Origin of the sequence: Neolewinella antarctica, assembly GCF_011927835.1 — a bacterium.
Lineage (GTDB): Bacteria > Bacteroidota > Bacteroidia > Chitinophagales > Saprospiraceae > Neolewinella > Neolewinella antarctica.
Genome location: NZ_JAATJH010000001.1, coordinates 721,797 through 744,155 on the forward strand (window position 1 = coordinate 721,797; position 22,359 = coordinate 744,155).

Genomic DNA, 22,359 nt, shown 5'->3' on the forward strand with positions numbered 1-22,359 from the left:
GGTTCGGATTACTTTGGGTTGCCCTCGCCGTCGCGCTTGACGTTGTCGGCGGTGCGGATACGCATCGTTCCGTTCATTTTCCACTTCGCCGCGTCGGCGTCTTCGTTGGTGGAGCTGGGCACGTAGACTTCGAAATCATCGAATTCGTAGGTGATCTCAGCGCCGCGGCCGGTTAGTTTGTCGTAAAGGCCAATGGCCAGTTCGGGCCAGTTGTTGGTGTTCTTTGCCATGATGGGCTGGGTTTAATTGTGAAAATTGGAGCGATTACTCCGTGTTTGTAACCGGACTGGGGGTGCGGGGTTCTCGAAATGACCTGATATCCTGATGAATTCGGCCTGAATTTTTCTGATGCCCCACCAGTTGCTTACTTTGCCGTACGAACCTCGCACCAAGCCAACCGCCCATGACCCCCTATTTAGCTGAATTTATCGGTACCGCGGTGCTGCTCTATCTGGGCTGCGGCGTGAACGCAAACGTATCGCTAAAGGCCACTTACGGGAACGGCAGCGGCTGGATTGTGATCAGTTTCGGGTGGGCGATGGCGGTGTTCGTGGCGGTGTTCATCGCGGCCGACGCCAGCGGTGCCCACCTGAACCCGGCCGTGACGCTGGCGCTTGCCGTCGCGAAGAATTTCCCCTGGGCGGAGGTCCCCGGTTACGTACTGGCGCAAATCGGCGGTGCTTTCTTCGGCGCGGTGCTCGCTTACGTGCAGTACCGACCCCACTACGCAACGGAACCGGAGCCGGGTACAATCCTCGGAACTTTCGCCACCGGACCGGCCATTCCGGATACGCTCGCTAATGTCCTGAGCGAAGTGGTCGCAACCTTTGTCTTCGTGCTGGCCGTGCTGTTCTTAGCTGGGCCGAGCTTCGGCGAGCAGGAAGTCGGTCTCGGTTCGCTGGACGCGCTACCGGTGGCCCTGGTAGTGCTGGCCATTGGCCTCAGCGTGGGCGGGACGACGGGCTACGCCATCAATCCGGCGCGCGATCTGGGCCCCAGGATCGCCCACGCGGTCTTACCGATCCGTGGCAAGGGCGGCAGCAACTGGAGCTACGCCTGGATTCCCTTTTTTGGCCCGCTACTCGGTGCGGCGCTGTCGGCGGGTGCGTTCATATTGCTCGCGGCGTAGGTCGCTTTGCTATCGCCAAATCCCGCGAGTTTACCTTTGCGTCGTGGCCATCTTTTTCACCATCTTACTCGTGCTTTGCGTCGCCGGCGTGGCCCACACCTACCTCGTTTACCCCTGGTACGTCGTAAAGCGGGCGGGCGCGCGGCCGTGGGCTGGCAACCAGCTAGTCCCGCACGCTGTCTGGATGCCGGGTAATTTTGCGGGACGGGACGCTACTAAAGATTGGCCCGACGTTCACGTCCTGATGGCCGCCCACAACGAGGAAGCCGTACTGGAGAGAAAGCTGACTACGTTAGCCGACCAGGACTATCCCGGGAAACTTCATTATTACGTAGGCAGCGACAACAGCAGCGACCGCACGAATCAAATTCTTACCGACTGGGCGAACCGAGACGACCGCCTCCGCCCCACCCTCTTTACCAGCCGCCAGGGAAAGCCGAGCATCATCAATCAACTGGCTATCCAGGCCGGTACGGAAGGCGTCTATGTCCTCACCGACGCCAGCGTAATGCTCCGCCCCAGTACGGTACGCGAGCTGGTCCGCCCCTTCCTGAATGACGCCAAACTTGCCCTGGTCGATACCACTATGGTTCAGACGGGCGGCACCGCCCGCGGGATCGGCGAAACCGAGACCCAGTACATCGACCGCGAAGTAGCCATAAAACGTGCCGAAGGCAAATTGTGGGGCGCCATGATCGGGCCCTTCGGTGGCTGCTACGCCCTCCTCGCCGGGGCCTACCGCCCCGTCCCGGATAAGTTTCTCGTCGACGACTTCTACCTGTGTTTGTCCGCCTACGAGCAAGGTTACCGGGGCATCAGCAGCGCGACGGCCATCGTGGAGGAATCGGTCGGGCAGCACCTGCGGGATGAGTTCCGGCGCAAAGTGCGCATCAGCAGTGGCAACTGGCAAAACTTGATACGCTTTCGGAACCTCTGGTGGCCTCCGTGGCGCAATCCGTTGGCCTTTGCATTTTTCAGTCACAAAGTTTTGCGCTGGTTAACGCCCTTTCTGCTCCTCATTGGTGGCCTAGCCTGGGTGGGATTAGCCGTAACGACATTAAACCCTTACGTCCTGAAATCGGTTGCAGTGGTCACCGCGGTGATGATCGGCGGCGTACTGTTGGATGCTGTTTTGTCCCAACTCGGCATCCACGTCCGCGCCCTGCGTAAACTGCGTTATTTTTTGGCGATGAATCTGGCCCTCCTGGTCGGTTTTTATCGCTACCTCACCGGAATCAGCTCCAATGTCTGGCAACCAAGCAACCGTAACTAGTACTCCCGAGGCCGCCGACCGGCAGTCCTACAAGCTCAACACCATCGAAGAAGCCGTCGCCGATATTCGGGCCGGCAAGGTGATTATCGTTGTCGATGATGAAGACCGGGAAAACGAAGGAGATTTTGTCTGCGCGGCCGAGCGCGTAACTCCTGAAATCATCAATTTCATGGCCACCTACGGTCGCGGGCTCATCTGCACGCCAATCGATGAAGACCGCGCCGAACGCCTCGGCCTCAGTAAGATGGTCGAGACGAATACCGACGTCCACGAAACGGCTTTCACCGTCACGATCGACCTGATCGGCCACGGCTGCACGACCGGCATTTCCGCCTACGACCGTGCGACATGCATTCGCCGCATGACGGAGCACTCCGCCAAACCGAGTGACTTCACGCGCCCCGGCCACGTATTCCCCCTGCGCGCCGTCAAAGGTGGCGTCCTCCGCCGCACCGGCCACACCGAAGCCGCCGTCGACCTCGCCCGGATGGCCAACCTCTACCCCGCCGGCGTGATCGTCGAGATCCTTAAACCAAACGGAGAAATGGCCCGCCTTCCCTACTTGGTGGAGCTGGCCAAGGAACACGACCTGAAGATCGTTTCCATCGAAGACTTAGTCGCTTACCGACTGCAAATGGAACGGCTGGTCGAGTGCGAATTCAGCATGGCGCTGGAGACGCGCTACGGGCCGTTCAAGCTTTACGCCTACCGGCAGACCACTAATAATGACGTCCACCTCGCGCTGACCCACGGCGAGTGGGCAATTGATGAACCAGTCCTGACCCGCGTACACAGCAGCACGAGTAGTCGTGATTTACTGCACAGCTTGCTTTCAGGATACAGCACCGGACTGCACGGTCCACTGGAAAAAATCAGTGAGGCGGGGAAAGGCATTTTACTCTTCATGCGCCCCCACCAGGACGGCTCGGAAGTACTGGCGGGCTTACGCTTGCTGAAGTCCAGAATGGAGGATGGCCGGAGCGCCAGCATCAACCAACCGGCCAGCATGGACCAGCGAGATTTTGGCATCGGCGCGCAGATGTTGCGCGATCTCAAGGTGAGTAAGCTGCGCATTCTCAGCAATAACCCCAAGAACCGGATCGGTCTGGAAGGCTACGGTTTGGAGGTAGTTGAGTTCGTGAGTATGTAAGGATTAAAATCCTCCGTTGAAATCTGGAAGCGTAAACACGCTCGGTTTATCTTTCTCCGGGAACTGGGGTAACCGCTTCGTCGCCTGGTCTTCCACCGCTGCCGGGTCGCTCGCGATGAAGCTGCGTATTCTGCTGGTTTTCACATCTTTGAGCTGTAGCTCTTGCTGACTTGCTTCAATGATTTCGTAGGCAACGTAATAGTCACGTCCCCGCCGGTATCGTGAGTGTAGTAGTCCTTCCCCCATAAATCCGTCAACGGATAGCGTAACGGTGTTTGTGTTGGTATCCAGTACCCACCGGCCCAGCAGGTGGCGATACTTGCGGGCGTCTTCGCGCTGGGCGTCCTCGTCAAAGTTTCCCTCCCGGTTAAGTGAAAGCAGGTAACTCGGCTTACCGTTTTCGTCTAGTTCCTGCCACGGTGCGGCGGTGAGCAGAGCGTGGGTGGATAAATCAACCGGCGTAAAGGCGATCGTGCTGTCCGGGCTAATTTGGGCGCGGACGCTGGTGCAGAGTAGTAGGGATAGAGCGAGGAGAAGTGGGCGCATAATTGACGTTGTCGTATACTAAAGACGCTTTCCCCACCATAAGCGCAACAAACGGGCCTTGGTTTACCAACTATTTAACGCAGTAGGTAGCCTTTGTACACACATTTACCCCGCGTCCGCGCCAAACCTTTCCCAGCTTAGAGCTAAAGGGTGAAACCGGACATCGTATAAACCACGTTACGGAGACTTTTACCATTCATAAATACCCCAAACCCTTCCCACTTTTCCTTTGTCGGCTTGCTTATATTTGCGCGAATTTGTTCTTACCCACCCAAACCCGCGCTATGCCACAGGATAAAAGCATCAAATCCGTACTCATCATTGGTTCCGGGCCCATCGTCATTGGTCAGGCTTGTGAATTCGATTACTCCGGGACCCAGGCCAGCCGCTCGCTGCGCGAAGAAGGCGTCGAAGTAACGATCATCAACCCGAACCCGGCGACGATCATGACCGACCCGATGACGGCGGAAAATGTCTACCTCCTGCCACTTACCCCGGAATACGTGGAGCAAATCCTGGTCGAACAGCCCCAGATCGATTCCGTATTGTCCACCATGGGTGGGCAGACGGCGCTTAACCTCGCCATCGAGTGTGGCGAGCTCGGCATCTGGGAGAAATACGGTATTCGACTGATCGGTGTCGATTTGGAAGCCATCGACCTGGCCGAGAACCGGGAACTCTTCCGGCTCCACATGGAAAAGATCGGCCTCAAATGCGCCCCGGCAATGATTGCCAACTCCGTGCTGGAAGGCATGGAGGCCGCCCAGGAAATCGGATTCCCCCTCGTGATCCGCCCCAGTTACACCCTTGGTGGATTTGGTGGCGGATTTTGTTTTAAGCAGGAAGATTTCGCGGAAATGCTGCGCCGGGGCCTCGACGCCTCGCCAACCCACGAAGTACTGATCGACAAGGCCGTGCTGGGCTGGAAAGAATTCGAGCTGGAGCTCCTACGGGATTCCGCCAATAACGTCGTCATTATCTGCGCGGTGGAGAACTTCGACCCCATGGGCATCCACACGGGCGACTCCATCACCGTGGCCCCGGCCATGACGCTCTCCGACAAAGCTTACCAGGACATGCGCAACCAGGCGATCCACGCCATGCGCTCGATGGGCAATTTTGCGGGCGGTTGCAACATTCAGTTTAGCCAGAATCCGGAGACGGAAGAACTGATCGTAATCGAGATCAACCCGCGCGTGAGCCGTTCCTCCGCACTGGCCTCGAAAGCGACCGGTTACCCCATCGCGAAGATCGCCGCGAAACTCGCCCTCGGCTTCAACCTCGACGAGCTCAAAAATCAAATTACCGGCACAACGTCCGCCTACTTCGAGCCCACGCTCGACTACGTGATCGTCAAAATCCCCCGCTGGAACTTCAACAAGTTTCCCGGCGCCGACCACATCCTCGGCCTGCAGATGAAGTCCGTCGGTGAGGTGATGGGCATCGGCAGAAATTTCCAGGAAGCGTTGCAAAAAGCTTGTCAGTCCCTGGAGAATGGCCGCGCCGGCCTCGGTAGCGACAAGAAGGAATGGATCAAGACCGACGACATTCTCCACCGGTTGGACCACGTTAGCGAAGACCGCATCTTTCGCCTCAAGGACGCACTCCGCCTCGGCGTTCCACGCAAGACGATCCAGAAGTTGACCAAGATCGACATGTGGTTCATCAACCAGATCAAGGAACTGGTCGATCTGGAGAAAGAGCTCGTTAAGTACAACGTCCCCGAAGACATCCCCACCGAGTTCTTCCGGACGCTGAAGGAGAAAGGCTACTCTGATCAGCAGATCGCCTACTTGATTCGGGTCGACGAAGAGCTCGTTACCACCCGTCGCTACGAGCTCGGAATTCGCCGCACCTACAAGATGGTCGATACCTGCGCGGCGGAATTCGAAGCCAAGACGCCCTACTTCTACTCTACTTTCGACCAGGAAAACGAGAGCATTGTTTCCGATAAGCCAAGCGTGATCATCCTGGGCTCCGGACCAAACCGAATCGGACAGGGTATTGAGTTTGACTACTGTTGCGTCCATGGACTTAAAGCAGTGCAGGAAGCCGGTTACGAGGCCATCATGGTCAACTGTAATCCGGAAACGGTCTCGACCGACTTCGACCAGGCCGACAAACTCTACTTCGAACCGGTATTCTGGGAACACATCCGGGAGATCATCGAACTGGAGAAGCCGGTGGGCATCATCGTCCAGCTGGGTGGCCAGACGGCCCTGAAACTAGCGGAAGAGTTTCACAAGCGTGGTATTCATGTTTTCGGCTCCAGCTTCGAGAGCCTGGACCTGGCGGAAGATCGTGGTCGCTTCTCTAATTTGCTGAAAGACCTGGAAATCCCCTACCCGAACTTCGGTACGGCCAAAGATGCAGACCAAGCCCTGGAAGTTGCGCACCGCGTTGGCTACCCGGTGCTCGTCCGCCCGAGCTACGTGCTCGGTGGCCAGGATATGCGAATCGTGATCAACGACGAAGAACTGGAACGCCACGTACTGAGCATCTTTAAGAAGGACCCGACGATGGTCGTTCTTGTCGACCACTTTCTCGACCGGGCTAAAGAAGCCGAAGTCGACGCGATTTGCGACGGCGATGAAGTCCACATCATGGGCATCATGGAGCACATTGAGCCCGCCGGCATTCACTCCGGCGATTCTTCGGCCGTATTACCCACTTATTCTCTGAGCATCGAGACGGTCAACAACATGCGGGAGTACACCGAAAAGCTGGCCTTCGCGCTGAAGACGGTGGGGCTGATCAACGTACAGTTCGCCATCACGGTGGATCGCAAAACGAAGGAGGAAAAGGTATTCGTCATCGAAGCTAACCCCCGCGCTTCGCGGACGACACCCTTCATCGCCAAAGCTTACAAAGTCCCCTACCTCAACATCGCAACGAAAGTGATGCTGGGTGCGAATAAACTCAAAGACTTCACCATCAATCCGCAGCCGAGTGGGTACGCGATCAAGGTGCCGGTCTTCAGTTTTAACAAGTTCCCGAACGTGGATAAGCAACTCGGCCCCGAAATGAAATCTACGGGCGAAGCCATCCGTTTCGTGAAGGATATGACCGATCCCTTCTTCCGGGAGCTGGACCGCAACCGGAGCGTTTACTTGACGCGGTAGGTCTTATCTTGCGATTGCCAAAATTTGAACTATGGGACAACCGCAAGCATCGGATTTATCGCTACAGGATTATCTCGCCATTGAAAGTGAGGATGATATTCGTTATGAATATCACCACGGGGAGATATTTGCGATGGCGGGCGGGTCATTAGCTCACGCGCTAATCGTTGCTAATCTAGGATTCCTACTCATCAGGGAAACCCGCGCGAACGGCAATGATTGTAGAGCCTTTACCTCCGAATTAAAAGTCGAGGTGAGTGAGGGCAGCCGCTATGTTTACCCTGACGCAAGTGTGGTTTGCCCGAAACCCAACGAATCGCACGTTCTGAAAGGATCGGTGCGTAACCCAAAAGTAGTAGTTGAAGTCATTTCGCCTTCGAGCGCGGGCTATGACCAGGGAGCTAAAAGGCGCTACTATTTCTTCATACCCTCCGTTGAGGAGTACCTGTTGGTCGAACAAGATTCGCCAGTAGTCACCCTTTACCGGCGCCGGAAAGGGGATGATTTGTATCGAATCATTACCATAGAAGGCTTGGAAGAGACGATCGAGCTTACGAGTATTAATGTTGAGTTGACGCTGAAGGAGATTTACCAAGACGTCGACTTCACCACAGCTTCAAAATAAACCCAGCGGTCCTCATCATCACGAGTCCAACACCCCGCAAGCAGCAACTGACTGTGCGGTACTTTATTACGGAATATCCCCGAAAATGCTTAACAAACCAATATTATTTCTTGCGGTCGGTCTGTTGTATTACGGTACTGGCTGCCAGACGGAAGCACCAGTCGAAGAACCAGAACTCAGTAATTCAGCGCAGTTGCTGGGTAAGGCTCTTGAAGCCCACGGTTGGGATGACGTCACGGCTCCCGGGTTTGAATTCACGTTCAGAGACCACTCCTACAATTACGCAACCGCCGGCGAACGCTACCGATATACGCGCACTTTGGTAAAAGGTGACACAACAACCGTCGACCAACTAACAAATTCTGGCTTCACCAGGAGGATCAACGAGCAGGTAGCTATTGTCGCGGACAGTATGGCCGTGAAGTACAGTAATTCAATCAATTCAGTCATCTACTTCGCAACCCTCCCGGTCAAGCTAATGGACCCGGCGGTCAACTTAACGGATGATGGCACGACGACCGTCAAGGGTCAAAAATACCGGCTGTTGCGCATCGACTTTAACGAGGCTGGCGGAGGTGAAGACTACGACGACAACTTTCTGTACTGGATCAACGACGACACGGGGCGCATCGACTACCTGGCGTACGACTACGAGCGCGATGAGGGCGGCGTTCGCTTTCGTTCGGCCCGTAACCAGCGGGAAGTGGCTGGCGTTTTATTTCAGGACTACGTGAATTATTCCGCTCCCGTCGGCACCTCACTGAACGACTTGGCGGCCTTGTGGGAAGCGGACGAACTGGCGGAACTCTCCAGAATCGAGCTAGAAAACATTGCTTCCATCCCTACGACGTGGGAGTAAGTCAGCTCTGTACGGGTAAGACGCCGCGTTCCCTACCCTGACGCAGGAACGCCGCCACCGCCGCGTGCCCTTCTTTCCCTAAATCAAGTGAAAAGTCATTTACGTAAAGCGCAATGTGCTTTTTCCGTACCTCCGCATCCATTTCCTGCGCGTGCTGGGCTACGTAAGCGGCGGAGGCTTCCGGGTGGTCGAATGCGTACTGAACGGAGCGGGCTAGCACGCGGTCGAACGTTTCCCTAACCGCTTTGGGCAGGCTTTTTTTAATGACGATGCCACCGAGTGGGATTGGCAGGCCGGTTTCCGCTTCCCAAAATTCACCCAGGTCGGCAATCTTATGGAGGCCACGTTCGTGGTAAGTGAAGCGGTTCTCGTGGATGAGTAACCCGGCGGCGAATTCACCGGATAGTACGCGAGCTTCGATGTCGGAAAAAAGGACTTCTTCTTTGGTTTCTACCCCGGGAAAAGCTAACCCGAGTAGATAATTCGCGGTCGTATAAGTACCGGGTATGGCTACTTTTGCTCCGGCTGGGGGCGCCCAATTCCCCTTGCTTTTTTTGTCTTTTCCCAGCAACTGCGACGCGATAGTTAGTCCCGTACTTTGTCGGGACGCCCGCGACCAATTTGTATCGCTAGTCGCTAAAAGTGGCCCGACACCACGGCCCAGGGCGCTGCCGGCATTTAATAATTGGTAGGATTTAGTGAGGTGTCCGTAGGCGTGGTAACTAAGTTTCGTCACGTCCATTTCACCGGCGAAGGCGAGTTGATTTAACTCCTCCACGTCGCCCAGGTGAACCGAAAACGTCAGCCCCTCGGTGTCGATGCGCTGGTGGACGAGGGCATCGAAAATATAGGTATCGTTCGGGCAGGGGCTGAAAGCTAGGCGGAGGTGCATAATGCTTGTTTGACACCATAACAAGCGGCGGCGAAATGGTTTGCCCCGTATTTTACAAGCGAGCTTTTGCGCGGACGCGGGTGCCGGGTTTTTAAGGAAGCACCCTCCGGGGCACTGCCACGGCTACCAGCAATTTTGCGGCGGCAAAGCGTACCTTTGCCGGCCGTTAACGGACGCGCTCGACGCGAGCCATCCAGTCCCATTACTTCCCCAGCCATGCAACTACAAGTCCTCCACGAAGACAACCACCTCATCGCCGTCAACAAGCCGGCCGGCATCCTCAGCCAGAGCGACAAAACGGGCGACACGACGATCATGACCTGGGTCAAAAACTACATCAAACACCGCTACGACAAGCCCGGCGATGTTTTTCTCGGGGTTATTCACCGGCTCGACCGCCCCGTATCCGGCGTGATCATCTTCGCCCGGACGAGCAAGGGGCTAACCCGCATGAACGAGCTGTTCCGCGACAGAAAAGTGCAAAAAACGTACTGGGCAATCGTCAACGACCAGCCCGATCCGATCGAGGGCAGCCTTACCGGATTTATTTTTAAAGACACGGAAAAGAACCGGAGTAAAATGCTACCCAAGGCGGAATCTAACCGCTATAAAGGCGCAAAAGAAGCGAATCTCGACTACCGTCTCCTTGGCCGCGTGGGCGCTAATACACTTCTCGAAGTGAAACCGGAGACGGGCCGCCCCCACCAGATCCGCGTGCAACTCGCCACCCAACTCAACGCACCCATTCACGGCGACCTTAAGTACGGCTCCCGCTTCCGCAACGAGGACGGCAACATTAACCTCCATTCCCGCGTCCTTGAATTCATTCACCCAGTCACGAAAAAGCCCGTTAAAATCACGGCACCTGTGCCCGAGATCGATCAACTCTGGGGCTTATTTTCCGAGATGACGGAGTGGTAAAATAAAGAAAGTCTATGGTCTTTAGTCTTTGGTTTGTGGCAGCATCCATTATGATTGATCAATACCATTTTATTCACATGACTTCAGACCCAAGACCACAGACCACAGGCCCTATACCCAAAACCTTTTCCCATGTCCACCCTCCCCGAAGCAGATAATTTCATCGAAGAGTTCATCGTCGAAGACCTCAAGAACGGTAAGCACGACGGGCGCATCCTTACGCGCTTTCCACCGGAGCCAAACGGCTATTTACACATTGGGCACGCTAAGGCGATCACCATTAATTTTGAGATTGCTAAGAAATTCGGTGGCTCCTCCAACCTGCGGATGGACGACACGAACCCCTCTACGGAAGAGACGCATTTCGTGAGTTCCATCGAGGACGACATCAAGTGGTTGGGCTACGAATGGGCCGGTGAGACGCTTTACACTTCGAATTACTTTGGCGAATTATACGAATTGGCGCTGCAACTCATCGATAAAGGCTTAGCCTTTGTGGACGACTCTACGGCCGCTGAAATCGCGGAGCAAAAAGGAGACATCGACCGCCCCGGCATCAACTCCCCCTTTCGGGACCGGCCGGCCACGGAAAATCGGGACCTTTTTGAGCGGATGAAAGGTGGAGAATTTGCCGACGGCAGTAAGGTACTACGCGCGAAGATCGACATGACGCACCCCAACTTACTGCTGCGCGACCCCGTCCTCTACCGCATCAAACACGAGACCCACCACCGCACCGGCGACGAGTGGTGCATTTACCCGTTGTACGACTTTGCCCACGGACAGAGTGATTCGATTGAGCACATCACCCACTCGCTCTGTAGCCTGGAGTTCCGCCACCACCGCGACCTCTACAACTGGATCATCGAAGCCCTGGGGATTTTCCCCAGCCGCCAAATCGAGTTCGCGCGGATGAACGTCGACTACCTCATCACGAGTAAGCGACGGCTAAAACTACTCGTCGACCAGGGGCTGGTGGCCGGGTGGGACGACCCGCGGCTCGGCACGATCGCCGGCATGCGCCGCCGGGGCTACCCCGCTGCAGCGATCCGCAACTTCTGTCTGCGCACCGGCGTCACGAAACGGGATAACCAGCAGGAATTTGACTTTCTTGAGCACAACGTCCGGGAAGTACTCAACGTCAGTGCCGATCGCTACATGGCCGTGCTCGACCCGGTCAAGCTGGTCATTACTAATTACCCTGAGGGACAGTCCGAGAGCTTGTCGTCGGATAACAACCCCGAAGACGCAAGCCGCGGGCAGCGGGAAATTCCGTTCGGTCGCGAAATTTGGGTGGAGCGGGAAGACTACCGTAAGGAACCCCAAAACCGTAAATATTACCGCCTCGCTCCGGAGAAAGACGTTCGCCTGAAGTCGGCCTACATCATTCACGTCGACGGTCACGAAGAGGACGCGGACGGAACGGTCACACAAATTAACGCGACGTATTACCCTGATTCGAAGTCCGGGGAAGATACTTCGGAGATAAAGGCGAAAGGGACGATTCACTGGGTCAGTGTCGGCCAAGGAATCGACGTAGCGGTACGGGAATACGACAAGCTGTTTACCGACCCGACCCCGATGGACCACGAGGGGCGGGATTTCTTGGAATTCATCAACCCTAATAGTGTGACCACCATCACGGCCAAGGGTGAGCCCGGATTGGCGGACGTGGTCGCGGATGAAGCGCTACAATTCTTACGCAAGGGATATTACACGCTCGATAAGGATAGCACCAAGGAGAAGGTCATCTTCAATTCTACGTGTGGGTTGAAATCATCCTGGAAGGGATAGTGGAGCACCCTAGCCGCCGGATTTCTTGGCGGAGGCGTATCCTTCCGCGGCCAGTATTTCCATAACCCGGTCGCGCTTGTTTCCCTGGACGACGATCTCGCCGTCCTTGACGGAGCCACCGACACCGCAGCGCTTTTTCAGTAGCTTGGCCAGATCCTGTAGGTCACTTTCCGGGCCGGCGTAGCCGGTAACGAGGGTGACCTCTTTGCCCCGGCGGTACTTACGGTCGATACTTACCCGGAGCGGCATCTTTGCTCTTCCGTCTGAGCCGGCACCCGCGGCCGCGCCCGTATCCTCGTCCAACTTCACTGAACTTGCCGGTGCTTGCGGTAGATCTCCCAGGCCCGATAACGCCGCGAAGGGATTGTCCGCGGCGCCTGCGTCACCGGTGGAAAAACTGAGGCCCTTGCCAGATTTTTTCTTCTTTGCCATTAGCTACCGCTTACAATTTTTGGAATTGATTTCGTGACGTTACCGGAATCTATGGCTTCGGTTACTTTGGGCTGATACTTAGTAACCAGGTGGAAATAAACGGAGCGCGAGAAGCGGAACCACCACACAAAAAACAGACCTACGACGATCAGTAGCAACACCATCGATAGGCCCAGCCCGAGATCGAATACCCAGTGCGTCATCATGACAAAACCGAGGCTAAAGAAACCAGACCCGATGTAGGAGATGAACATTGCCCCCCAGTAGAACCCCGGTTCCGGAAAGTAATTCTGACCGCATTTCGGGCAGTGCGCGTACTGCTTGAAGGGCATGCTGAACGAAAACGAACTCGTTGGGAACAGATCGCCGCGCCGGCAACGCGGGCAGCGTAGACCGAATACGGAACTGAGCAAGGAAGGATTACTGGCCATAGTCCGGCTATAACCGGTGGCGTTTAATTTTGTTAGCGTCCTCGCCGCATTTCGCAAACTCACCTTCGATTGTTGCGGAGCTGCCCAAACTTCGCTTTCGCAATAACGCGCGAGAATACCGGAAAAAGACCGAACCACGCCGCGGCCAGCCAACAAGACTAGAGAATTTATGGGTATATTGGAATCCTAATGGCGAGTGCCATTGTTCTTACAATAGATTCATTTCTCTTGCGTCTCCATTCTACACCGACCCGTTCGTAATTAAACCTTTGTATGCGTCAGCTTAAAATCAGTAACAAGATTACGTCGCGCGAAAGCATCGCGCTGGAAAAGTACCTGTCGGACATCGGCAAAATTTCCCTGTTGACGCCGGAGGACGAAGCTTCCCTCGCCGCGCAAATTCGGGAGGGCGACGAGTCGGCGCTGGAAAAACTCACGCGGGCCAACTTGCGCTTCGTCGTTTCCGTAGCTAAGCAGTACCAAAATCAGGGCCTTAGCCTGGCCGATCTGATCAACGAGGGGAACGTGGGGCTCATCAAGGCGGCAAAAAGATTTGACGAAACGCGTGGCTTTAAGTTCATTTCTTACGCCGTCTGGTGGATTCGCCAGAGCATTATGCAGGCCATCGTTGAGTACAGCCGCCTCGTACGAATGCCGAACAACAAGGCGGCCGGCTACACCAAGGTCACCAGGGCCATCGCCAGTTTTCAGCAAGAATTCGAGCGCGACCCGGAGCCGGAAGAACTCGCGGACGTGCTGCAAATATCTCTCGCCGACGTACAGCGCGCCCTCAGTGGCCGGATGCGTCACCTTTCCTTCGACGCCCCCGTGGCCGGTGACGATTCCGAGATCACCATGCTCGATACGCTGCCGACGGACGCAAAATCCAGGCCCGACGTCAACATCATGGCGGAGTCCTTGACCAAGGAAGTAATCAATAATCTTAACCTACTGGCCCCCAGGGAAAGAACCGTCCTGGCTTGCTATTTTGGTTTAGACGGGGAACAGCAGCTGAACCTGGAAGAAATCGGCGATCGTTTCGACCTTACCCGGGAACGCGTCCGCCAAATTAAGGAACGGGCCATTCGTCGGTTGCGCCGCGGGCAGAGTCGCGACGCGCTGAAAAACTACCTGGGTTAGCAGCAGTTCGGGGCATCGTACATCCGGCAATAAATTCGGCCTTGCACCAGTACGAACCGCGCGTTTGTCGGCTCCGCGGACATAGTCAGTCCTGGAAGATGCGTTACCTTCGGCCTCATGGCCGATAAGCTTTCTCCCCAAACCCACGCCATTCGTGGGCAGATGCCCAGGACTGAATTTCAGGAACACTCTACGCCCCTGTTTTTAACGAGCAGTTTCACCTTTGATTCCGCGGAATCGATGGCGGCGACCTTTCGGGGCGAGGAAGACAACATCATCTACTCCCGCTACAACAACCCGAACGTTGACGAGCTCATCGCTAAAGCCTGCGCGCTGGAAGGTATGGAGGCCGGCTTTGCGACCGGATCGGGGATGGCGGCCGTCTTCGCTAGCCTGGCGGCACTCGTCCAGCAGGGGGATCACATCGTCGCCACGCGCGCGCTTTTTGGTAGTACTCACCAGATCTTGACGCAGATACTGCCAAAATGGGGGGTCACGTTTACTTACGTCGAACCGGACGATCCGGACACCTGGTCGGCCGCCGTACGCGCCAATACGGTACTCTTCGTAACGGAAACCCCTTCGAACCCCGGGCTGAAATTAGTCGATTTAGCGAAGGCGGGTGAATTTTGCCGGGCGCACGAATTGATCTACGTTGTCGATAATTGCTTCGCTACGCCGGTCATCCAGCGCCCGGGTGAGTTCGGTGCCGATCTGGTTACGCACTCCGCTACGAAGTGGATGGACGGCCAGGGCCGCGTGCTGGGCGGTCTGCTGCTGGGCTCCCGGCGGGTGATGGAGAAGATCACTTTTTTCTGCCGCCACACCGGCCCCGCGATGTCGCCCTTCAACGCTTGGGTCATCTCAAAAAGCCTGGAGACCCTCCACGTCCGGCTAGCCGCCCACTGCAAAGCAGCGCTCGAACTAGCCGAATGGCTGACGGAACAGCGGGGCGTGGCGAAAGTCTTCTACCCCTTTCTCCCCTCCCACCCGCAGTACGAGCTGGCCAAACGGCAGATGTCGGCCGGTGGCGGCATCGTCACGTTTGAGCTAACGGGTGGCATTGATGCGGCAAACCGATTGCTGAACAACGCACAGGTGTGTACCCGCAGCTCCAATCTTGGTGATACGCGGACAATCCTCACCCACCCCGCCACGACCACCCACGCAAAACTTACCGTCGCGGAACGCGCTTCGGTGGGCATTACCGACGGGCTGGTGCGGATGAGCGTGGGTCTGGAAGCGGTACAAGATTTGAAGAATGACCTCAGCCGGGGTCTGTAATTCGTGACCTGCCGCCGAGCATTCGGCTAGCCCGGAATGAAGCTGGGTGGTCGATACCGAATTTCGCCGTGCGGCAAATCAGATAGTGCCTCAAATCACCACGGCTCCGAGTTGCGCGGCCAGTTCCGAACGCATGCCCACCAAGGTGCCCTGCATTTTAAACAGAACTTCGAGGGTCTTTTCGTCTTCCTTTTGCGCGGCTACCGCAATTTTATCCGCATTCTTTTTGCACAGTCGCTCGATCTTCAGCATCCGAAATAATCTGATGAATAGATCGCAATACACCCGCTGGTTATCATCCGGGTCTTTCTGCCGTAAGTACACCTGGAACGTCTCGCCCCACTTCGGGCTTAAATAATGTTCACGTTCTCCGGCCACCTTTGCTAGGTCGACAATCACGGGATTTTCCGACTGCTTGAAGTAGTCCGGCTCCTGCCCCTTCCCACTGCGCTGCACTTCCCGCATCACTTCGAGCACGACTTCCTTACTCGGCGCGTGGTCGAAATCTTCAATCAGGTCCTGAACGTTGGCGGTCAGGTACGCACCGACGGACTGTTCCGCTTCCTCATCGTACACTTTGTGGCCGTGCTTGATCAGCATCCGGGCCAAATCCATTTCCTGGTAAGCGTGGCCGGCGAACTTTAGCGCGTCGGAAAGCGCATCGTCTTTCGGTTTACCCACGCGTGGCGGGCTGGCAACCGAATCGTCCGGGAATTGAGCGTCGTCCATCCCGCCCCACTGCTCATCTTCACCACCGGCCCACCCGGGTTCTTGCATCCCCGCCCAGGCGTCTTCCCCAGAATTAGCGGGAGGTGGGGGCGCGGTCGCGGGTGCGGAGTTTGTGGGGAGAGAGCCGGGGAAAGGGGGCGCATCCCTCCGATTATCGGGACGATTACGGCGCCGCTCCTCCCGTTCCGCGTCCCGTTTGGCACTTGCGCGCCGCTCGGCAACGGCGGTATTCACGAGGTTAATGAGCAGGCTCTCTTCCAAGCCTAGTTTATTGGAGAACTGCTGGACGTAACCCTGCCGTTTCAACGGGTCTTCCACCAACGCCAGCGTCGCGATGCTGGACCGGATGGCGGCGCTACGGGCGGCTACGTCGTCTCCCGCCTCTTCCAGTAGCAGATCGGACTTAAAAAACAGGAAGTCCCGCCGGGTTTCGGTCAGGTATTTTTCAAAGACGGTCGTCCCTACTTTCTGTAGGTAGCTATCGGGGTCCTCCCCGTCCGGCAGAATAACTACGCGGACGTTGAGCCCTTCGATCAATAGTACGTCCACCCCACGCAGCGCGGCCTTAATGCCGGCCTTGTCACCGTCGTACAGTAGGGTAACGTTCTCCGTCTGCCGCTTCACCAGACGCGCCTGGCCCGGGGTGAGTGACGTACCGGAGGTAGCCACTACGTTCGTAATGCCGTTTTGGTGCAGACTAATCACGTCCGTGTACCCTTCCACCACGTAAACGTTGTCCAGCTTCCGAATGGACTGCCGCGCCTGGAAGATTCCGTACAGGACGTCCGACTTGTGGTAGACCTCCGTCTCCGGGCTGTTGACGTACTTGGGTGCCTTGACGTCCTTTTTCAGGATCCGACCCGCAAAGGCAATCGGTTTGCCCTGGAGGTTATGGATGGTGAACATGACCCGGTCAAAGAAAAAATCGCGCTTGTTACGAATTAAGCCCAGTTGGTCAAGCTGCTCCGCTTTGTAACCTGCGGCGGTGGCGGCTTTGAACAGCGCATCGCGCTTCATGGGTGCGTAACCGAGGCCGAACCGCTCCATGACGTCCTTGCGAAAACCCCGCTTCTTAAAGTAACTCAGGCCGACGCTCTTCCCCTCGTCGGTGTTGTAGAGTTGATCTTCATAAAACTGACGCGCGAAATCATTGACGAGCAGCAGGCTTTCTTTCTCCCTGCGCTCCTCCCTGACCTCTTCACTTACGGCGACCTCTTCCAGTTTGAAGTTGTAACGTGCCGCTATTTTACGGATGGCGTCCGGAAAGGAAAGTTGCTCCAGCGTCATCAAAAACTTTACGGGGTCCCCACCCTCCCCACAACCAAAGCATTTGTAGATATTACGGGCGGGGTTGACGTTGAAACTGGGCGTTTTTTCGTTGTGGAAGGGGCACAGTCCGGTCATGTTGTTGCCCCGGCGGCGTAGATTGACGTAGTCACCGACGATGTCTTCCACCCTCGCCATGTCGATTACTTCCCGGACACTTTCCTCTTTTATCATGCTTCCAAAGATACGAAAATGAAGGTTTCTAACCACGTCCTACGGGTGACGAATAGCCGCGCATAATCTAGTGCCGACGGGTTGTTCAGCTTATGGGACAGCGACCGAAATAGTCCTTCCAGAAGTTGCTATACTAAGTATGGTGCCGTCACGTAGCCGATGTAACAGCGTACGATGCCGTGCGTGTGATCTTTTCGTGATCTAACATCCCGAGGGAACTAAAGCTGCATTGTTAGCGTACGTGTGACTGCTCTGCCCCATCGGATGTATTAACCGGGAAAGTGACCCGCTGGCGAGGCGTTCAGAACCATCTTGTTAGCGCAGTAGCTCAGCCATTCGGTCAATGAAACTAAGCGAACGCCACGTCCATCGCCGCTTTTATCTTCCCGACCGCCTCTTCGAGGTCGCCGACCGAATGCGCTCCGGAAATGAAGCCAACTTCGTAACCGCTGGGGCCGAGGTACACCCCGGTTTGCAGTAGTTCGTGGTGGATCATCTTGAAATACTCCATGTTCGCGGGGTCGATCTGGTCGGAGCGCGTGATCCGGTCCGTGCCGAACGCCAACCAAAAGATGGAGCCGATGTGCGGCACGTGCATGGGGTAGCCTTTCTCGCGCGCGTAAGCTTCCAGGGCGGTGGCGAACGCGTGGGTTTTTTCCGCCTGCAGCTCGTAGAAACCGGGCGTGAGGCAAAGTTCCAAAGCCGCCAGGCCGGCCGCCATGGCCACGGGGTTCGCACTCAGGGTGCCAGCCTGGTAGACCGGGCCGACCGGGGCGATGTAATCCATAATTTCCTTCGAAGCCGCGTAAGCACCGACCGGGAAACCACCGCCAATCACTTTACCGAACGTGATGATGTCGGGCTTGACGTCGTAGTAGCCCGCCGCGCCAGCGAAGCCCACCCTGAACCCCGAGATGACCTCGTCAAAGATCAGCAGCACGTTGTGCTTGTAAGCCTTGATGCGCAAACACTTTAACCAGCTCGGGTCCTGGATGAGCAGACCGTTGTTGGCCGGTATAGGCTCTACGATGATACAGGCGATTTCGTGCGCGTGCTTGCTCAAGATTTCTTCCAGCAGATCCCGGTCGTTCAGCGGTAGAATGAGGGTATCGGCCGCAACGCTTTCCGGCACGCCCGCGCTGGAGCTGGTCCCGAACGTCGCCAGTCCGGAGCCGGCTTTTACCAGTAAACTATCGACGTGGCCGTGGTAACAGCCGTCGAACTTAAGAATCTTGTTTCTCCCGGTCACCCCCCGCGCCAGGCGGATGGCCGACATCACCGCCTCCGTTCCCGAACTCACGAACCGAAGGCGCTCGACGTACGGGTGATTATCGAGGATCAACTTCCCCAGTCGATTCCCCATCTCGTTGGGCGTACCAAAACTGGTCCCCTTCACGACCGTCTTCATCACCTTTTCCTCGATGTACTCGTTCGCGTGGCCGTGGATGAGCGGCCCCCAAGAACAGCAGAAGTCGAGGAAAACATTCCCGTCGACGTCCTGCATCCGGCTGCCCTTCGCTTGCTCGATGAATAACGGCGGGCCGCTGACGCTCCGAAAAGCACGAACGGGGCTATTCACGCCGCCCGGAAAATATTCCAGCGCTTCCGCAAACATCGCGGCTGACTTCTCCCGGGGGATGCGCTGTTGGTACATATTGTTGGTCGACATGGAGCGGGTTGATTTAGCCTACTAAAGCGTGAAGGGAGACAAGGGGTTTTCCCACCGCGGTGTGCACAGTGTCAAAATCCAGCGAGCTGTAAAGTACTCTGGTAACTATGCTTAACGATTGATCACGTTTTTGAACCGGGGCCGGCGGGGGGTGACGTCGCCGAGCCGCTCTTTCTTAGCGGCTTCGTAGCTGCTGTAGTTTCCTTCGAACAGGGTGATTTTACCCTCGTCTTCGAAGCTCAGGATGTGGGTGGCCAACCGGTCGATGAACCACCGGTCGTGGCTGATGACGAGCACGCAACCGGCAAAAGTGTCCAGCGCGTCCTCTAGGGCACGGAGCGTATTGATGTCGATGTCGTTGGTCGGTTCGTCGAGCAGCAGGACGTTACCGCCTTCCCGTAGCGTCATCGCCAGTTGCAGTCGGTTACGTTCTCCGCCGGAGAGCATTCCGAGTTTCTTCTGCTGATCACCCCCGGCAAAATTGAACCGGCTCAGATAGGCGCGGGCGTTCACGCTGGTGTTTCCTACCTCAATCATGTCGTGCCCCTTCGAAACAACGTCGTAGATGGTCTTAGTCTCGTCCTGCAGTTCGCGGTGGCTCTGGTCGACGTAACTGATTTTGACCGTCTGGCCGACTTCGATCTCCCCGCTGTCGGGCTGCTGCTCGTCGACGATCATTCGGAAGAGCGTGGACTTACCCACGCCGTTCGGGCCGAGGATGCCGACGATCGCGTTACGGGGAATGGCAAAGGTGGCGTCCTCGAAAAGTACTCGGTCGCCAAACCCCTTACCGAGGTGCTTTACGTCGATGACAATGTCACCCAGACGGGGACCCTGTGGAATAAAAATTTCTAAATTTTGGTTCCGCTCCCGGCTGGCCTCCGAGGTGAGCTTGTCGTAGGCGTTCAAACGAGCTTTGCCCTTGGACTGCTTCGCCTTCGGCGCCATCCGGATCCACTCCAGCTCCCGTTTGAGGGTTTTGCGGCGCTTGCTCTCCGTTTTTTCTTCCTTAGCCAGGCGATCGGCTTTTTGCTCTAACCAACTGGAGTAGTTGCCCTCCCACGGAATGCCTTCCCCACGATCAAGCTCCAGAATCCAGCCGGCAACGTTGTCGAGGAAGTAGCGGTCGTGCGTGACGGCGATGACGGTTCCGGGAAAAGATTGCAGGTATTGTTCCAGCCAGTCTACGGATTCGGCGTCGAGGTGGTTGGTGGGTTCGTCGAGCAGGAGGATATCGGGATTGCTCAACAGGAGGCGCGCCAGGGCTACCCGGCGGCGTTCTCCCCCGGAGAGCACTTTGATCTCGGCGTCGTCCGGCGGGCAACGGAGTGCTTCGAGGGCGGTGTTGAGTTTGTTATCGAGTTCCCAGGCGTTGCGGTTCTCCAGCTCCTCCATCAACTCCCCCTGCCGCTCGATGAGTTTATTCATCTCGTCGTCGGTCATGGGCTCGGCGAACTTGAGGTTGACCGCGTCGTATTCCTTCATCAGGTCGACCGTTTCCTGCACGGCTTCTTCCACGATGCCGCGGACGGTCTTGGTTTCGTCCAGCTCCGGTTCCTGCTGGAGGTAACCAATCTTGTAGTTACCGTCGAAGACGACGTTACCCTGGAAATTCTTATCGACGCCGGCGATGATTTTCAGCAGCGTGGACTTACCCGAACCGTTGAGACCGAGCACGCCGATTTTGGCTCCGTAAAAGAAGCTTAGCCAGATGTTGTTGAGTACTTTTTTGTTGGCTCCGGGGAAGGTCTTGGAGACGCGTTCCATGGAGAAGATTACCTTGTTGTCAGCCATATTGCGGGTATGATAATTAGCTGGCGAAGGTAGTCTTATTTAAGGGTGGGGAGGTGAACCAGGGTTATAAATCTTGTGCTATCATGGCCACCACACCGTGCTGACAGTTTCCGTGGTTTACTTTTCCCACTGGCCGTTCTCCACCATGCTTTCGACCAAGTCGAGTAATTGCTGGAATTCTTCGGGTGCATCGGCGTACACGCTGATCGTCCGCAGCTCCCCTGCTTCGTCGACGTACTCCAGGATGGTAGCCTGCGCATCGGCCGGTGCTTCGTATTCCGTGGGGTAGACAACAGCTGGTTCCGTGGCGATGAATTCCCGGAAAGCTTCCACCAATTCCGCGTACTGGTAGCTGAGCGGCTGGTAGACGTGTTTGCCCACCAAGCGCGTATTTTTCTTGCCGTCCAGCTTAAGTTGCCCGCCTTCCATCACCTCGAGTTTGTACTGCTCACAGTCGCCGTAGCAGGGCGATTTACGGACGCTAAATACCGGCTTTGCAGTTGCGGCAAAAACTTGATTGGGCTGGTTGGCGGAGCTAGGTACGACCGGGGTCGTTATAATCACACCGGGTGCTATCGTCATCGTGCGGGTGGGCTCGGGAACAGTATCACTGTCTTTAACTTTAGTCATTTCATCACGAACGCGTCGATCCTCCGCCCTCAGGGCCTCCGGCGGCACGGGGAGTGCCGAGTCGTCGACGCGGCTAACATCTACACGATCCGCCGTCGTGGGTCGGCTACTCATGTCAGCTTCTCGGTTCAAAGCTCCGGGGCGGATCTCGTCCGTATTCTCGATGGGGGTGGCTACGGTTGCCGGGGCGGAACCGATGGCGGGGCGTGCCGTAACAACGTCCCTGCCGGGTTGCCGCGTACAGGACGCGAGGGCAGCAAAGCAGAGCGATAGGATCAGGAAATAACGCATGAAAATGGTCTTTAAAGGTAGATATTGATACGCTGGCGGCGTAAGGTTAGTTCGGCAAACGGAAAAGGGCCGCGGGCTTTCACCCACGGCCCCCTGCTCTTTGCGGAAAATCTTTGCACCCGCGGCCTCGCAACAAATGGATGCCGGT

Annotated in this window: 19 protein-coding genes; 10 read left to right on the top strand and 9 right to left on the bottom strand. The window is 56.4% G+C overall.

Going from position 1 to position 22,359, the window contains the following annotated elements:
• Positions 1-8 precede the first annotated feature (8 nt).
• Positions 9-230, bottom strand: a complete 222-nt coding sequence (locus tag GGR27_RS02965) for a hypothetical protein (protein ID WP_168035892.1) — start codon at positions 228-230, stop codon at positions 9-11.
• A gap of 173 nt (positions 231-403) precedes the next feature.
• On the opposite strand from GGR27_RS02965, the gene GGR27_RS02970 reads away from it, so the two are divergent.
• The 3 genes from GGR27_RS02970 to ribB are packed head-to-tail and all read left to right on the top strand — an operon-like array spanning position 404 to position 3,552.
• Entirely contained in the window at positions 404-1,129 is a 726-nt protein-coding gene (locus GGR27_RS02970; RefSeq protein ID WP_168035893.1) for an MIP/aquaporin family protein, read from the top strand.
• Between the two features lie 43 nt (positions 1,130-1,172).
• Positions 1,173-2,402, top strand: a complete 1,230-nt coding sequence (locus GGR27_RS02975; RefSeq protein WP_168035894.1) for a glycosyltransferase — start codon at positions 1,173-1,175, stop codon at positions 2,400-2,402.
• Positions 2,374-3,552: a 3,4-dihydroxy-2-butanone-4-phosphate synthase gene (ribB, locus tag GGR27_RS02980; protein WP_168035895.1), complete on the top strand. Its 1,179-nt coding sequence runs from the start codon at positions 2,374-2,376 to the stop codon at positions 3,550-3,552. Before GGR27_RS02975 ends, ribB begins: the two co-directional genes overlap by 29 nt.
• Positions 3,553-3,555: 3 nt before the next feature.
• Here the strand turns inward: ribB and GGR27_RS02985 are convergent, their stop codons facing one another.
• Positions 3,556-4,098 carry a hypothetical protein gene (locus GGR27_RS02985; RefSeq protein WP_168035896.1) on the bottom strand — a complete coding sequence of 181 codons (543 nt, stop codon included), beginning with the start codon at positions 4,096-4,098 and terminating at the stop codon, positions 3,556-3,558.
• Between the two features lie 284 nt (positions 4,099-4,382).
• Between GGR27_RS02985 and carB the strand changes: the two genes are divergently transcribed.
• From carB to GGR27_RS03000, 3 genes are all read left to right on the top strand, one after another.
• The gene (carB, locus tag GGR27_RS02990; protein WP_168035897.1) at positions 4,383-7,220 is read left to right on the top strand and encodes a carbamoyl-phosphate synthase large subunit; all 2,838 of its coding nucleotides are present in this window, start codon (positions 4,383-4,385) and stop codon (positions 7,218-7,220) included.
• 31 nt (positions 7,221-7,251) lie between these two features.
• On the top strand, positions 7,252-7,845 hold the full coding sequence (locus tag GGR27_RS02995) for a Uma2 family endonuclease (protein ID WP_168035898.1): 594 nt from the start codon (positions 7,252-7,254) through the stop codon (positions 7,843-7,845).
• 85 nt (positions 7,846-7,930) lie between these two features.
• Positions 7,931-8,704, top strand: a complete 774-nt coding sequence (locus tag GGR27_RS03000) for a DUF6503 family protein (RefSeq protein WP_168035899.1) — start codon at positions 7,931-7,933, stop codon at positions 8,702-8,704.
• A 1-nt stretch (position 8,705) separates the two neighbouring features.
• Here GGR27_RS03000 and GGR27_RS03005 read toward each other — a convergent pair whose 3' ends face one another.
• Positions 8,706-9,596: a 1,4-dihydroxy-6-naphthoate synthase gene (locus tag GGR27_RS03005; RefSeq protein ID WP_168035900.1), complete on the bottom strand. Its 891-nt coding sequence runs from the start codon at positions 9,594-9,596 to the stop codon at positions 8,706-8,708.
• A gap of 216 nt (positions 9,597-9,812) precedes the next feature.
• Between GGR27_RS03005 and GGR27_RS03010 the strand changes: the two genes are divergently transcribed.
• Positions 9,813-10,517 carry an RluA family pseudouridine synthase gene (locus GGR27_RS03010; protein ID WP_168035901.1) on the top strand — a complete coding sequence of 235 codons (705 nt, stop codon included), beginning with the start codon at positions 9,813-9,815 and terminating at the stop codon, positions 10,515-10,517.
• 132 nt (positions 10,518-10,649) lie between these two features.
• Entirely contained in the window at positions 10,650-12,311 is a 1,662-nt protein-coding gene (locus tag GGR27_RS03015) for a glutamine--tRNA ligase/YqeY domain fusion protein (protein WP_168035902.1), read from the top strand.
• Between the two features lie 9 nt (positions 12,312-12,320).
• Here GGR27_RS03015 and GGR27_RS19950 read toward each other — a convergent pair whose 3' ends face one another.
• Together GGR27_RS19950 and GGR27_RS03025 are read right to left on the bottom strand one after the other, a co-directional pair.
• Complete coding sequence (locus GGR27_RS19950; RefSeq protein ID WP_245184378.1) at positions 12,321-12,743, bottom strand: translation initiation factor; 423 nt, start codon at positions 12,741-12,743, stop codon at positions 12,321-12,323.
• Positions 12,743-13,174, bottom strand: a complete 432-nt coding sequence (locus GGR27_RS03025) for a DUF983 domain-containing protein (protein ID WP_168035903.1) — start codon at positions 13,172-13,174, stop codon at positions 12,743-12,745. Before GGR27_RS03025 ends, GGR27_RS19950 begins: the two co-directional genes overlap by 1 nt.
• Positions 13,175-13,447: 273 nt before the next feature.
• On the opposite strand from GGR27_RS03025, the gene GGR27_RS03030 reads away from it, so the two are divergent.
• Positions 13,448-14,314 carry a sigma-70 family RNA polymerase sigma factor gene (locus tag GGR27_RS03030; protein WP_168035904.1) on the top strand — a complete coding sequence of 289 codons (867 nt, stop codon included), beginning with the start codon at positions 13,448-13,450 and terminating at the stop codon, positions 14,312-14,314.
• A 117-nt stretch (positions 14,315-14,431) separates the two neighbouring features.
• Positions 14,432-15,598: a trans-sulfuration enzyme family protein gene (locus GGR27_RS03035; protein ID WP_168035905.1), complete on the top strand. Its 1,167-nt coding sequence runs from the start codon at positions 14,432-14,434 to the stop codon at positions 15,596-15,598.
• A 90-nt stretch (positions 15,599-15,688) separates the two neighbouring features.
• On the opposite strand, the gene dnaG is transcribed toward GGR27_RS03035, so the two are convergent.
• From dnaG to GGR27_RS03055, 4 genes are all read right to left on the bottom strand, one after another.
• The gene (gene dnaG / locus GGR27_RS03040) at positions 15,689-17,827 is read right to left on the bottom strand and encodes a DNA primase (protein ID WP_168035906.1); all 2,139 of its coding nucleotides are present in this window, start codon (positions 17,825-17,827) and stop codon (positions 15,689-15,691) included.
• Between the two features lie 349 nt (positions 17,828-18,176).
• A complete protein-coding gene (hemL, locus tag GGR27_RS03045) occupies positions 18,177-19,496 on the bottom strand; it encodes a glutamate-1-semialdehyde 2,1-aminomutase (RefSeq protein ID WP_245184380.1) in 1,320 nt (439 codons plus the stop codon).
• Positions 19,497-19,607: 111 nt separating this feature from the next.
• Positions 19,608-21,290: an energy-dependent translational throttle protein EttA gene (ettA, locus tag GGR27_RS03050; RefSeq protein ID WP_168035907.1), complete on the bottom strand. Its 1,683-nt coding sequence runs from the start codon at positions 21,288-21,290 to the stop codon at positions 19,608-19,610.
• Positions 21,291-21,407: 117 nt separating this feature from the next.
• Positions 21,408-22,211: a DUF6438 domain-containing protein gene (locus GGR27_RS03055; RefSeq protein WP_168035908.1), complete on the bottom strand. Its 804-nt coding sequence runs from the start codon at positions 22,209-22,211 to the stop codon at positions 21,408-21,410.
• Positions 22,212-22,359: the final 148 nt, after the last annotated feature.

Bases quoted from the DNA above. Each gene is read 5' to 3' on its own strand.
- GGR27_RS02965 (WP_168035892.1), bottom strand. From the start codon at position 230: ATGGCAAAGAACACCAACAACTGGCCCGAACTGGCCATTGGCCTTTAC.
- GGR27_RS02970 (WP_168035893.1), top strand. From the start codon at position 404: ATGACCCCCTATTTAGCTGAATTTATCGGTACCGCGGTGCTGCTCTAT.
- ribB (WP_168035895.1), top strand. From the start codon at position 2,374: ATGTCTGGCAACCAAGCAACCGTAACTAGTACTCCCGAGGCCGCCGAC.
- GGR27_RS02985 (WP_168035896.1), bottom strand. From the start codon at position 4,098: ATGCGCCCACTTCTCCTCGCTCTATCCCTACTACTCTGCACCAGCGTC.
- carB (WP_168035897.1), top strand. From the start codon at position 4,383: ATGCCACAGGATAAAAGCATCAAATCCGTACTCATCATTGGTTCCGGG.
- GGR27_RS02995 (WP_168035898.1), top strand. From the start codon at position 7,252: ATGGGACAACCGCAAGCATCGGATTTATCGCTACAGGATTATCTCGCC.
- GGR27_RS03000 (WP_168035899.1), top strand. From the start codon at position 7,931: ATGCTTAACAAACCAATATTATTTCTTGCGGTCGGTCTGTTGTATTAC.
- GGR27_RS03005 (WP_168035900.1), bottom strand. From the start codon at position 9,596: ATGCACCTCCGCCTAGCTTTCAGCCCCTGCCCGAACGATACCTATATT.
- GGR27_RS03010 (WP_168035901.1), top strand. From the start codon at position 9,813: ATGCAACTACAAGTCCTCCACGAAGACAACCACCTCATCGCCGTCAAC.
- GGR27_RS03015 (WP_168035902.1), top strand. From the start codon at position 10,650: ATGTCCACCCTCCCCGAAGCAGATAATTTCATCGAAGAGTTCATCGTC.
- GGR27_RS19950 (WP_245184378.1), bottom strand. From the start codon at position 12,743: ATGGCAAAGAAGAAAAAATCTGGCAAGGGCCTCAGTTTTTCCACCGGT.
- GGR27_RS03025 (WP_168035903.1), bottom strand. From the start codon at position 13,174: ATGGCCAGTAATCCTTCCTTGCTCAGTTCCGTATTCGGTCTACGCTGC.
- GGR27_RS03030 (WP_168035904.1), top strand. From the start codon at position 13,448: ATGCGTCAGCTTAAAATCAGTAACAAGATTACGTCGCGCGAAAGCATC.
- GGR27_RS03035 (WP_168035905.1), top strand. From the start codon at position 14,432: ATGGCCGATAAGCTTTCTCCCCAAACCCACGCCATTCGTGGGCAGATG.
- dnaG (WP_168035906.1), bottom strand. From the start codon at position 17,827: ATGATAAAAGAGGAAAGTGTCCGGGAAGTAATCGACATGGCGAGGGTG.
- hemL (WP_245184380.1), bottom strand. From the start codon at position 19,496: ATGTCGACCAACAATATGTACCAACAGCGCATCCCCCGGGAGAAGTCA.
- ettA (WP_168035907.1), bottom strand. From the start codon at position 21,290: ATGGCTGACAACAAGGTAATCTTCTCCATGGAACGCGTCTCCAAGACC.
- GGR27_RS03055 (WP_168035908.1), bottom strand. From the start codon at position 22,211: ATGCGTTATTTCCTGATCCTATCGCTCTGCTTTGCTGCCCTCGCGTCC.